Below are 12,817 nucleotides of genomic sequence, written 5' to 3'. Positions count from 1 at the left end.
AGGGCAGGATATTGCAGCATCGGCCACCACATCGATGCAGGAAATCGAACGCTCGTCCGAAGAAATCTCGCGCATTGTCAGCCTGATTGATGGCATCGCCTTCCAGACCAACCTGCTGGCGCTGAACGCCGGGGTGGAAGCCGCGCGCGCTGGTGAAGCGGGCAAGGGCTTTGCGGTTGTTGCCACCGAAGTGCGCGCGCTGGCCCAGCGCTGCACCGATGCGGCGCGCGATATCAAAGTGCTGGTCACCGCATCGTCCGCCACGGTTTCGCAAGGCGTCAACACGGTGGAGCGCACGCGCGAGGTGCTGGTCGAATTGTCCACGCGCATTTCGGAAATCAACACCTTCATCAGCGATGTTGCCAACAAGACCGGCGAACAAGTGGCACAGTTACGCGATGTGACCGCCACGGTCACGGAAATGGACCAGATGACCCAGCAGAACGCCGCGATGGTGGAAGAATCCGCCGCCGCCGCGCGCAGCCTTGCGCAACAGGCCAACACCCTGTCAGCCAGCGTGGGCGCGTTCCGCATCGGCGATAATGTGCGCCACATCACACAACACGCCACGCCCCCAGCCTATGCGCCCGCCCCCCGCGCCGCCCCAATGCCCGCCCGCGCCGCCAGGGTGCAAGGCAATCTGGCCGTGCAAAGCGAAGATTGGGACGAGTTTTAATAGCACAGAACTGAAGCTGATTTCTTTGTCGTCATCCCGGGCTTGACCCGGGATCCCGCTGTTTCTTCTGCCAGGTCGCAAAAGAAGCGGGCCCCCGGGTCAAGCCCGGGGTGACGGAATAATGTGGCGAACTTCAGTTCCATGGCGCCAAAATCAGGCCAAAGGGATCAGGCCAAAGGGATCAGGCCAGCGGGGTTAGACCGGTCAGGACCATCCGCACCAGATCGGCTTGTCCCACCGCGCCGGTTTTGCCGTAAATCCGTTTGGAATAGTTGCGCGTCGTCTCCACCGTCAGGCCAAGGTCCAGCCCTGCTTCAACCAGCGGTTCCCCGCAAGACAGGGCTTGCGCCAGCGCCGCCTCACGCGATGAAAGGCCGTGCACGGCTTGCAACACTTGCGCTCCGGCTGCCGCATCTTCGCGCATGCCGGTGCGCAATACGCCGATAATGCGGGGCCGCGCTGCCGTTTCCGACAAGGCGAGATCCGCGCGCCGCAACAGCAGATCAATCCCGCGCCGCGCATCGATCCGCACCACGCGCACGGCCACGGCGCTGTCGTTCATCAAGGCCGCACAGGCCTGTTCCAGCGCGCGCGCCGCTTCGGGCAACAGCGCCAGCCTGCGCCCTGCCCCCTGCGCTGTCTCCGGCGTGAAAGACAAAAGCGCTTCGGCGCGGGTATCGGCAGCCATCACGCGCCCGCCGGCATCCAGCGCAATCTGCCCCACGCCCAATCGCGCCAATGCCGATTGCGCCATGGCCGCCTGCAACCGCTGCGCATTAAGCGCCACCAGCATGCGCAGCGCCGATGCCAGATGCGGGGCAATGGCCGATAGCGTCGCCACGGCTGCCGCCGAAAAATCCTCACGCAGGCGCACCAGCACCAGCCACGCATCGGCTGCCCCGCCCGCGCTGACCCGCAACCAGCGGGCATAGCGGATGCCCATCTCCTCCAGCGCTTCCCGCTGGAGCGCCAATTGCGCCGGATCATCGTAATCCAGCATTTCATCGAGCGAATAGACCCGCTCTGGGCGCAACCGCCCGAAAGGGTGCAGCCGCAGGGCATGGAGACGCTGGAAATCCAGACGCGGTTCGTGCGCCGCGCGTGGCGACATCACGTGAATCACCGCCGATTCCTGATCGGGTGCGGCATTGGCCAGTTCGACGACCATAAACGCCCGCCGCGCGCCCGCCCGCGCCACCAGATTGCGCATAAACGCCCCGAACGGCGGCTCCTCCTGAATCCCCTCGATCAGGGGCAGGTAAAGCTCGCGCTGGTCAGCAGAGGGTGAAGCCATGCCCCACGCTCCCATGTGGGAGCGCGCGCGTCAAGCGTCTGGGCTACGTCATGCTGAAACAAGTTCAGCATGACGGGGTTTAGCAGGCTGCGCTGCCGAAGGGGAATTCGTTACAGCAGGGTGGGCAATCAGCCCTCACCCAGCGCCGCAATTTCAGCCAGCACCATCGCGGCATGTTCGGTCCGGCAAATCAGCAGGTCGGGCATGTACGTTTCAGCCTGATTGTAGACCAGCGGCGATCCATCGATGCGTGAACAGTGCAACCCGTGCGCCAGCGCCACAGCCACCGGCGCGCAGGAATCCCATTCGAATTGCCCGCCCGAATGCAGGTAAATGTCGGCATCGCCCAGAATGACGGCCATAGCCTTTGCGCCAGCGCTGCCCATGGGCACCAGTTCCGCGCCCAGTTTGTCGGCCACGGCCACCGCTTCGCGCGCAGGGCGGGTGCGGCTGACGACCATGCGCAGCTTTTCGGGCGCCGGGGGCACTTCGCGCGGTTGATCGGTGCGCAAGACAAGCCCCGCGCCCGGCAGCGCCACCGCGCCGATGCTGGCCACGCCATCAATCGCCAGCCCGATATGGACCGCCCAATCGGCGCGCGCCTCGCCATATTCGCGTGTGCCATCGACCGGATCGACAATCCACGTGCGGGAAAAGGCCAACCGGTCAAAGTTGTCCTTTTCCTCTTCGGACAGCAGGCCATCATCAGGCCGCGCTTCACGCAGGGCATGGACCAGAAACTCGTTGGCCGCAGCATCGCCCGCCTTGCCCAGCGCCTTGGGGCTGAACACGCCACTTTCGCGCACGATTATCAGAAGGCGTCCGGCATAATCGGCAAGATGGGCGGCGAGTTCTGCGTCAGTCATCAAGGCATCCTTACTTTAGGTTGCCCAACCCTTGCCCAAGCGTCCCCGCCCGCAAAGCTCCCATACAGGAGCAAGCATCACCCGCCGCGCGAAACCGGGATCAGCGCGCCCGAAATGTTGCGCGCCGCTCCGCTTGCCAGAAACACGATGACTTTGGCCAAAGACGCTGGCTGCACCCATGCCGAGACATCGGCGTCGGGCATATCAGCGCGGTTGGTGGGCGTATCGATGATGCTGGGCAGCACGGCATTGACGGTGCAATCGGTGCCCGCCAATTCGGCAGCAAGGCTTTCGGTCAGTTTGTGGACCGCCGCTTTTGATGCTGCATATGCGCCCATCCCCGCGCCTGCCACCAGCGCCGATCCTGCGCCAATGTTCACGATTGCCGCGCCCGCCGTGCTGCTTAACACCGGCAGCGCCGCGCGCGTCATGTTGGCGCAAGTGACCGCATTCATGGCGAACATGCGGCTCCAGGTTGCCGGTCCGCCATCGGCCAGCGGTTCCCACACGAAACCGCCTGCAACATTCACCAGCACGTCAATACCGCCATGGGCCGCGCGCACCTGGGCCACAACCTTGGCCGCGGCATCCGCATCGGTCAGATCAACCCCGCCAATGTCCAGTCCGCCGGGATTCTCATCTGCGGCGCTGGCGGCGAAATCCACACGTGCCACGCGGTCACCGCCATCGCGGAAAGCCTGCGCCACGGCGCGGCCCAATACGCCAAATCCCCCGGTCACGATGATCGAACGCATGCCACTCTCCTACATAATGCGACAAGCTGAAGCTTATCCATGCGTGATGGCAAAAACGCCGTCAACTCATGCCGCTACCACGCAAGACTGGCCATGGACACGTTCGATCAGCGCCGAAAGGTCGTGCACACTGCACGTGCGGCCATCGCGCGTGCGAATTACGGGGCCGGGCAAGCCCCGAACCTGAGCAATATCGCCATTGTGTGCAACCGGACGCATCACATGGCGTTCCACCGCGCACAACCCGTCAAGCAGAAACCCGACGCTGCGCTGCGCGCTGGCGGCAATCAGGATATAGCGGGGTTTTGATTCTTGCGCGTCATGGGACCTATCAGCGCCGGCCCGCGCCAGATCAATCACCGGCACCGAGGCCCCGCGATGCGCGATCATCGCGCAAAACGGCCCCGGCACGTGGCCAAGATCAATCATCCGGCCCGCATCAAAGGGCAATATCTCGGTCACCTGATCCAGTGGCGCGGCGTGGTGTTCATCGCCCATCATGAAAATCAGGAAGGGCTGCCGCGCGGCACGTTCTCCGGCTGCAACAGTGCCGTTTTGCTGTTCGCCCTTGGTCTTGGCACCGCCCGGACCGGCTGTTTCATCGCGTTCGACAAGCCCTGCCAGACTGATCAACTGTTGATGCGCGGCCAGCACCGCGCCATCCAGCATCAGGATTGGCGGACCCGAACCTTGCAGGCCCGCGATGATACCGCCCTCGCCCAGCGTAAAGCCCTGCAATCCAAAGGTTTCATCCGGTGCCGTGCGCACCATGTCAATCACGCTATCGATGCACAGGGCAACGCGTCCGCCACCGTCAAGCCGCACCACCACGCTGGCACTTTCGCGCCGCTGCGGGCATGTGCCCAAACCCAGCAGCGCCAGCGTATCAACCAGCGGCAAGTGGCTGCCATTGGTGGCAATCCGCCCGATCCATACCGGATCGTCAACCGGACTGGGCAGCACCGGCCCGCGCGGCAAAGTCGCCTCGATCGTATCTGCACACAGCCCGAAGCGATAGTTGCCCACCGCAAATGTCAGCACCGGAGGGCCGGCGGTTAATCGTGCGGCATCGGCAACCAGCCGGTCTTCGGCCACCATCAGCCCCGGCAGCGCGGTCATGCCATCGACGTTCAACACGACCCCGGTTTGCCCCGAAACCGAAAATCCCGATGCGACGATATTGCTTAATCCGCTGCGCTGGCCCGGCACCAGATCCAGTGCGGTCTGGCGTTGACGGGCCAGATCCATCACCCCGCAGATTTCATCAACACACACCCCGAACACGCCTTTGGCAGTGCGCAGGACCATGATGACGCCATGATTTTCGTCGCCCGGCTCGCTAGCGCCAGCCATTCGCGCATCGGCCGTGCCCAGCAAAAGGGCCAGATCAATCACCGGCACCAAGGCACCGCGCAGGTCCAACCCACCGCGCATTTCGGGCAATGTGGCAGGCAGCGCGGCCAGGCGCGGCGGATGGGGCACCACTTCGCGAATGCCCGCAATCGGCACCGCCACAAGATGCGCGCCCACGCGCGCCACGCCATGCAGCCTTGGCCCATCGGCGGCAGTCACATCAATGTCCAAGGCTTCAGGCAGACCGGCTGCGGTCATGCCATTTCTTGCTTTCTGGCATCGCCTGCCACACTTGCCAGACGCGTAATCAGGGTAACCACTTCGGCAGAAACCAATTCCTGGCTTGTTGCCGAAGCGCTGATCGCCTCAATCGCCGTGCCGGTGCTGTGTACAGAATCCACAATGCCATCAAACGCGCTTGATGCTTCATGCGAACGGGCCGTGCCCATGCCGATGCGGCTGAGCGATTCGTGGATCAGGCGGCTGATATCGCGCGCTGCGGTGGATGACCGTTCAGCCAGACGCCGAACTTCGCCTGCCACCACGCTAAAGCCCACGCCATGTTCGCCCGCGCGCGCCGCCTCGATTTCGGCGTTGAATGCCAGCAGATTGGTTTGCCCGGCAATTTCACCAATAATGCCAACTGTTTCAGCAATGCCCGATGCCGATGTCTGGATCAATTCGATGGCCTCGATCGCTTTGGCCAAGGCGCCCATGCCAGCCTGCGCATTTTCGCGCGTCTGATCTGCCAGGCTGCCCGCTGTCAAAGTGGCATCGCCGATTGATGCGATAGAGCTGGAAAGCCTTTCGACCAGACTGCTCAAATCGCTTGCCCGTGCTTCGATCTCGCGCTCCATCTTCACCTGATCGGTGATGTCGAACGCAAACTTGACGATGCGCACCGGATTGCCGCGCAAATCAAGGATCGGATTGTACGTCGCCTGAATCCACACATCGCGGTCATATTTGCCGACGCGGTGGAACCTGCCCGAATGAAACTCCCCCCGGTTCAGCTTAAGCCAGAATTCGGCGTAATCGCGCGTCCGCACAAAATCGGGCGAACAGAACATCGCGTGGTGCTGGCTCATGATTTCGCGCAGCGAATAGCCCATCGTGCTCAGGAAATTGTGATTTGCAGTCAGGACATTGCCGTTCAGGTCAAATTCGACCACTGCCAGCGCGCGGCCCATCGCGGCCACTTTTGCCTCGTATTCATTGGACTTGAGCTTTTCGGCGGTAATGTCTGCGGCAATCTTGCACACTTTCACCGGTTTGCCGTCAGCATCGAAAATAGGGTTGTAGCTGGCCTGAATCCACAAGGCTTCACCGTCCTTGCGCACGCGCTTGAACTCGCCGCTCACATATTCGCCCAGCGCCAACCGTTCCCAGAACATGGCATAGTCTGCCGCGGCCACCATATCGGGATCGCAGAACATGCGGTGATGGCGGCCCTTGATTTCAGCCAATGTCCAACCAATGGCTTTCAGGAAATTGTCATTTGCCGTCAGCACGTTGCCCTGCAGATCAAATTCGATCATGGCGTGGCTGCGGTTGATCGCGGTAATTTGCCCGGCCTGTTCGGCGGCGTGTTCATGCGTCGCTGTCACATCAATGGCATAGCACAGCACCGAAACCAGACGCTTGTCTTCCATGGTGGGCACAAACACTTCGCGCAGCCAGTGCGCCATTCCATCGCTGTCAACGTGGCGGCGCAGCAGCGTTTCGCTTTGCCCGCGTGAAAAACTGCTCCACCACCGCAAAGGATCTTCGGGCATGGAACCGGGCGCAAACAGTGACGTGAACGGCGATTTCACAAGCGCTTCACGTTGCCGCCCGGTCAGCGCCAGATAGGCATCGTTGGCGGCGGCCACCGTGCCATCGGGTTCGTACTGGCAAATCGCCAAGGCCTTGCCCAGCGCCTCAAACCGGTGGATCAACAAGCCGATGCTGTCTTCGCCGCTTTGCGCACAAACCGGCACACCCACAAAAATGATGGCCGGATTGCGGCCCTCGCCCATGCGCACAATACCGGCGCAAGCCTGAAACGCGCCGGCGCCTTGTGGCAAAGCGCCACTGACGGTTACGGCATCGCCATCCAACGCGCGCTGCCAAGCGGCATTTGCGCCCAGAAACACCGTTTCAAAACTGCACCGTTCCAGACCGCCGTCGCCCAGCACTTTGGCGGCCTCTTCGCTGGCGGCCAGGGCTTTGCCGGTTTTGGCATCAAACGACAGGATGATTGCGGATTCTGCCAGCAAGGTTGCGGCCTGTCCTGCAACGTCGGAAAGGGGCGCGTGTACGGTCATGCAGCAGTCTCCGTTGGTCTGGCAACGTGCCAACAACAATCGGTTACATAAAGACCTGCTTGTTCAATCCCCGTATCGGGACGGCTCCGTTCTATTGCGTATAACTTTTGATATGGTTTGCACCACTTGTTCAGGCGGAACCGTTGAGCATATTACAGTGGGATGAAATTGCAGCGGTGATTGCATGACTGAAGGAAAATGGGTAAAGAATGACCTATATACCTTCAAAAAGGCGCGTCATGGCCGAATCCAATTCAATAGTCAGCCAGATCGGCGATCTTGCTTCGGCAGGTGAACGCATGATTGAACGCCTGCGCCGCAAGGCCTTCCTGCCCGAAAGCCGCAAAGAGCTTAGCGTGCGCTATGGCATTGCGGAAGCCGCGCAATTGCTGGGCTGTTCGACGAATCGCATCCGCATGGCCGAAGACGATGGCCGCCTGCCCCCGCCCCCTGCCGGGGACAATGGCCGCCGCCTTGGCTATTCGATGAGCGACATGTTGCGCATGCGCGAAGTGCTGGGCGCATCCCCTGCCCGTGCGCCCGGTGACGTGCCTGCCATTATCGCTGTGCAAAATTTCAAGGGCGGCGTCGGCAAATCCACCGTCACCACGCATTTGGCACACTATTTCGGGGTGCAGGGTTACCGCGTGCTGGTGGTTGATTGCGATAGTCAGGCCACAACCACCACGCTGTTCGGATTCAACCCGCATTTCAACATCACGCGTGATGAAACGCTCTATCCTTATCTGTCGATCGACCCGACGCAGACCGATCTGCTCTATGCAGTGAAGCGCACGCCGTGGCCCAATGTCGATCTGATCCCGTCAAACCTTGAACTGTTTGATGTGGAATATGAATTGGCAGCATCGGGCGCTGACGGACAATCGGTGCTGGCCGCGCGGTTCCGCAAATTGAAAGCGGGCCTGCTTGATATGGCGCGCGATTATGACGTGGTGATCCTTGATCCGCCGCCAGCACTGGGCACGATTTCGCTGGCCGTGATGCAGGCGGCCAATGCGCTGCTGGTGCCGCTGGCGGCGACCACGCCCGATTTCTGTTCCACGGTCCAGTTCCTGTCGATGATGGATCAGGTCATCGCGCAATTGATCGAGGCGGGCATTGCGGTCGATTACACTTTCGTCCGGTTGATCTGCTCCAAATTCGATGGCGGCGATCCCAGCCACGAAATGGTGCGCACGATCATGGAGCAGACCTTCGGCCCTGCGCTGCTGCCCGTCCCGATCCTTGAAAGCGCGGAAATCAGCCATGCCGCGCTGCGCATGATGACGATTTACGAACTGGAAAAGCCCATCGGCACCCCGCGTACGCACAAACGCTGCAAGGCCAATCTGGATGAAGCGCTTGGCCAGATCGAACAGCTTGTCCGCGCCGGTTGGGGCCGCGTTGCCCCTGCGCGGGAAGAGGACGTGATCCATGCGTGATTTTCGCTGCATTGTCACAGCCTTGGTGCGAAGCACTTTCCTACACGGCTATGTTCATCATATGTTCCGCTCTTCCCGATTCGAGGTGAGCCATGGCGCGTAAGCAGTCCGACTATCTCGCCGCCCTGTTGGCGGACGAAGTGATTGAAACCAAATCCGAACCCGAAGCGTCCGCGCATCCCGGCACTGTGGCGCAAGAGGCCCCTCCCCCGCCGCCCCGGCCAGACCGGATGCGCGGCACAACCCTGCTCGGCCGTGAATCCGCGCTTGCCCGTGTGGCCAGCGGCGAAGTGCGCCAAGTCACGCAATTGCTGCTCGATCCTGCCCGCGTCCGCGTGTGGAAGGGCAATGCCCGGTCTTACCAGCACTTGTCCGAGGAATCCTGCGCGGAACTGATCGATTCGATCATTGCCGAAGGCGGGCAAAAGGTTCCCGCCGTGGTCCGCCGCGTCGAAGGTGATCCAGATCACGAATTTGAAGTGATTGCGGGAACGCGGCGGCACTGGTCCATTTCATGGCTGCGCGCCAATTCCTACCCCGACATGCACTTTGTCGCGCAAGTCGTGGTGCTGGATGACGAGGCCGCATTCCGCCTTGCCGATCTGGAAAACCGCGCGCGCAAGGACGTGTCCGATCTTGAACGCGCGCGCAATTATGCGCAGGCCCTGCACGATCATTACGGCAGCCATATGACCCGCATGGCCGACCGGTTGAAGCTGTCCAAGGGCTGGCTTTCCAAAATGCTCAAAGTTGCCAGCATCCCCGATGTGGTGCTGTCGGCTTTTGCCAGCCCTGCCGACGTGCAGCTCAAGCCCGCCTACCCGCTCGCCCAAGCGCTGGATGACCGCGTTGCCGCGCCCGCGATCTTGGGTGAAGCGCGCTCGATTGCGCGCGAACAGGAAGAGCGTCGCGCGAATAACTCTGCGGCCCTCGGCGCGTCTGAAGTGATCGCCCGCCTGCTCGCCGCGCCAAAGCAGGTAAAAGATCCTGTCAACACTGCGCGCACATATCAGGGCGCGTTCGGGCGGCCTGCGGTGACGGTGCAATCGGCCAACCGCCAAGGCGTCACCTTGCGCCTTCACGCCGGATCGGGCGTTGACAACAAACGCCTGCTCGAAATTGTTCTCGATGCATTGGTTGATCTGGAAGAAGTTGGCCGGGGCTTGCAGCGATAATGGAAATTACCGTTCAATTTCATGGTGTTAGTGCAAAACGTTTCCCCGGGGAAACCTTTTTGCGCTTGGAATTGGGCGGCAATATCTCCATCAACCAGGCGCCTGGTCCACAAGTGTTTCCCCGGGGAAACATTGGCGCCCCCCTCCCCTGCCCCGCATGAAACCGGTCAAGAAGCCAACCGGCAAACACACCGGCAACGATCAGTTCGATCTTTTCCTGCCCTATGTGGCAGACATGCCCTTGCGCGATCAGCGCGAGATGATGGAGCGCCCGTTCTTTAGCCTTGCCAAATCTAAGCGCATAAAACCGATTGATTACACCAGCCCCGATGGCAAGCTGTGGGTCCACGTCTCGGCCAGCCCGGACTATGGCATGGCAACGATTTGGGACGCCGACATCTTGATCTATTGCGCCAGCGTCCTTGCCGATATGGCGCGGCGCGGGGTCAACGATGTGCCGCGCAAGTTGCACTTGATGCCTTACGATTTGCTGCGCGCCATTGGCCGCCCCACCACCGGGCGCGCTTATGAACTGCTTGGCCAATCGCTTGACCGGTTGGTCGCCACCACGATCAAGACCAACATCCGCGCCGAAAACAGACGCGAAGCCACCTTCTCATGGCTCGATGGATGGACACAACTGGTCGATGAAAAGACCGAGCGTTCGCGCGGAATGACCATCGAATTGTCCAACTGGTTCTGGGAAGGCGTGATGATGAAGGGCGGCGTGCTGTCCATCGACCGCGCCTATTTTGACATTACCGGCGGACGCGAACGCTGGCTGTATAAAGTCGCGCGCAAACATGCCGGCGGCGCTGGCGAAGATGGCTTTGCCATATCCATGCCGGTCCTGTTCGAAAAATCGGGCGCAGAAGGTGAATATCGCCGGTTCAAGTTCGAGATCCTCAAGCTTGCCGACAAAAACGCACTACCTGGCTACGCCTTGTCGATCGAGGCGGGGAAGGGTGCAGAGCCGCTGTTACGGATGCGCCGTGTGGACAATATGCCACGCGAAGTGCACGACGTGCCTGCCCGGCAAACCTCGCAAGACCTGTTTCAGCGCGATGTTCCACAAGCCAAGCCTGTGCCGGAGAAAGTTTCCCCGGGGAAACTTCTGGCTGAAACAGTTGATGCAAGCGCGCTTATCCGCAAATCAATTGCAGGGATGAGCGACGCTGCCACGCGCGGCTTTCTGACCGATGAGACCATCGCGCATTTGCGTGAGACCTGTCCTGGCTGGGACCTCCACGCGCTTCATGCCGAATTTGAAACATGGGTGAATGCCGACAGCGCGCGCTTGCCCGCCAACTGGCAAAAAGCCTTCGTCGGTTGGGTCCGCCGCCACCACGAAAAGCACGGCCACACCCTGCGCCGCTGATGCGCAGGCCGAATGTTTCCCCGGGGAAACATCGCGCAAGATCACCGGTCCTGAAATCATCCGCACCATGCGCTTGGCAGTCAACCACTACGGCGCAGGCCACATCGCGTCGCGGATTGGTTGGCATGGGGAAGGGTGGGCATTGCCTATATGGCACCAATCACCCACCCAAACGAAGCGCGGCACCAGCGAATTTGACGAGCCCGTTCCCGATGTGTCGGGCGCTCGGCCAAACACATCGGCCCCACGGCTACCGTTAGCGCTTATCCACCAAAATTGAACGTCTCTGTTGGAGATGTGCAGGAAAGTGATTCAATTGGACGTCCCCAACACAACGCGATTCCGGCCCGTCGATACATCAGGAACAAGCAGAACGGCTTCTTCGACCTTTCAGGAACACATCACCGACCTATCAGGAACGCACAACCGAACTATCGGGAACACCGCAACGACACATTCGGAACACGATGGTCGCTCAAATCCCCGAAAACATGCCGAGTCGGGAGCGGTCGGGATCTGCTTAACTTGTCTAACTCTAATTAAAGCCCTCTAACTCCTACCGAAGCCTTTTAGGCTTTGGGGAAGAAGAGAGGTGCGCAAACAATCAAGCGTCATCGCTATGCCCGATACCGAGGCGTTCAAGCCGCGCGTCAATCTCTGCCATCTCAAGTTCGAAGCTGTGCAAGATATCCGCGACTGCGGCTACTGCTATCGGCGTTCTGGGCGGACGGCCCCGCTCGGCGGCACGTTCACCCATGGCGATTGCAATGTCCGGCGTTACATACGTGCGCCACGATCCCCGCCCGGATATCTCGGTCATCAATTCCAAGGCAGTCGCCCGCTCCAACAATTTCCCCGCGCCCGATATGGTAATGCCGAGCAGCGGTGCGGCAGAGCGGGCCGCGAGGCATGGCCGGGTGAGCGCAATCCGCGCAATGTCGGCAAGCTTGCCTGCGCGGTGTTCGCCAGCCACAATACTGGCGGCGCGGCGCATATAGGCTTCAAGCCGGTCAAGCCGCTCCAAACCGGCCTCAGCCGCGCGGGTCAGCTGTTTGAGCAAGCGTTTGAGCAGGGCAGGGCGGGCATCGCGCAGCGTGCGCTGGGCAGCGTCTCCGGCGACCATACAGGGCAGGGCGGTACGGGTCAGGCCCACACGGCGCAGCAGCAACGGAAAAGCCAGCCACGGCGCGCTGGTGCGGTCTGCGCGGGCCGACTGGTCAAGCAGGGTCAAGGCCTGGATCAGGGCAGGGGCCTCGCGCCAGCCTGCCGGTGCATCGAAGGTAAACGGCAAGTCCTCGGCCCAATGGCGGCCTTCGGGTTGATGGAGGCGGGCGAGCCAAGGGGTGTAGGCTGCGAAAGGCTCGTCCTCTGTGCGGGGAAGGGGCCGGGCGGGCAGCCGCAAGCCGCAGCGCTCTGCAATAATGTCAATTTCCTCAAGCGGCGATTGCTGGAGTTGTAACGCCACCGCATAACTGTCACGGGACAAAGAAGCAGTCAGTCAACATAACCTATTGATATAAAGTCATAGACTGGTGAAATCAGTGCATCATATCTTGGCGCTCGGAATTTTCG

At 61.2% G+C, this 12,817-nt stretch carries 10 protein-coding genes; 4 read left to right on the top strand and 6 right to left on the bottom strand.

All coding sequences use genetic code 11. From position 1 onward, the window contains the following. On the top strand, nt 1-676 hold a 676-nt coding region (locus B7Y89_RS17300; RefSeq protein ID WP_292940545.1), incomplete at its 5' end, for a methyl-accepting chemotaxis protein. 181 nt (nt 677-857) lie between these two features. On the opposite strand, the gene B7Y89_RS17295 is transcribed toward B7Y89_RS17300, so the two are convergent. The 5 genes from B7Y89_RS17295 to B7Y89_RS17275 form a co-directional block, all read right to left on the bottom strand. Further along, complete coding sequence (locus B7Y89_RS17295; RefSeq protein ID WP_292940542.1) at nt 858-1,970, bottom strand: LuxR family transcriptional regulator; 1,113 nt, start codon at nt 1,968-1,970, stop codon at nt 858-860. A gap of 128 nt (nt 1,971-2,098) precedes the next feature. Then, on the bottom strand, nt 2,099-2,836 hold the full coding sequence (locus B7Y89_RS17290; RefSeq protein ID WP_292940539.1) for a 3'(2'),5'-bisphosphate nucleotidase CysQ: 738 nt from the start codon (nt 2,834-2,836) through the stop codon (nt 2,099-2,101). A gap of 77 nt (nt 2,837-2,913) precedes the next feature. Further along, nucleotides 2,914-3,591, bottom strand: coding sequence for an SDR family NAD(P)-dependent oxidoreductase (locus B7Y89_RS17285; RefSeq protein WP_292940536.1), 678 nt, complete (start codon nt 3,589-3,591; stop codon nt 2,914-2,916). 66 nt (nt 3,592-3,657) lie between these two features. After that, nucleotides 3,658-5,202, bottom strand: a complete 1,545-nt coding sequence (locus tag B7Y89_RS17280) for a chemotaxis protein CheW (RefSeq protein WP_292940533.1) — start codon at nt 5,200-5,202, stop codon at nt 3,658-3,660. After that, entirely contained in the window at nt 5,199-7,250 is a 2,052-nt protein-coding gene (locus B7Y89_RS17275; RefSeq protein ID WP_292940530.1) for a PAS domain-containing methyl-accepting chemotaxis protein, read from the bottom strand. Before B7Y89_RS17275 ends, B7Y89_RS17280 begins: the two co-directional genes overlap by 4 nt. Nucleotides 7,251-7,489: 239 nt before the next feature. Between B7Y89_RS17275 and B7Y89_RS17270 the strand changes: the two genes are divergently transcribed. The 3 genes from B7Y89_RS17270 to B7Y89_RS17260 all read left to right on the top strand — a co-directional run bounded on the left by B7Y89_RS17270 (nt 7,490) and on the right by B7Y89_RS17260 (nt 11,245). After that, nucleotides 7,490-8,692, top strand: coding sequence for an AAA family ATPase (locus B7Y89_RS17270; protein ID WP_292940527.1), 1,203 nt, complete (start codon nt 7,490-7,492; stop codon nt 8,690-8,692). 92 nt (nt 8,693-8,784) lie between these two features. Next, on the top strand, nt 8,785-9,867 hold the full coding sequence (locus B7Y89_RS17265; RefSeq protein ID WP_292940524.1) for a ParB/RepB/Spo0J family partition protein: 1,083 nt from the start codon (nt 8,785-8,787) through the stop codon (nt 9,865-9,867). Nucleotides 9,868-10,024: 157 nt separating this feature from the next. Beyond that, nucleotides 10,025-11,245 carry a replication initiator protein A gene (locus B7Y89_RS17260; protein WP_292940521.1) on the top strand — a complete coding sequence of 407 codons (1,221 nt, stop codon included), beginning with the start codon at nt 10,025-10,027 and terminating at the stop codon, nt 11,243-11,245. Nucleotides 11,246-11,849: 604 nt separating this feature from the next. Here the strand turns inward: B7Y89_RS17260 and B7Y89_RS17255 are convergent. Further along, nucleotides 11,850-12,710, bottom strand: coding sequence for a hypothetical protein (locus tag B7Y89_RS17255; protein ID WP_292940518.1), 861 nt, complete (start codon nt 12,708-12,710; stop codon nt 11,850-11,852). Nucleotides 12,711-12,817 lie beyond the last annotated feature (107 nt).

Origin of the sequence: Novosphingobium sp. 32-60-15 (assembly GCF_002280675.1) — a bacterium.
Taxonomy (GTDB): Bacteria; Pseudomonadota; Alphaproteobacteria; order Sphingomonadales; family Sphingomonadaceae; genus Novosphingobium.
Note: the sequence above shows the minus strand (reverse complement) of the source record. Positions and strands in the feature narration are given on the sequence as shown.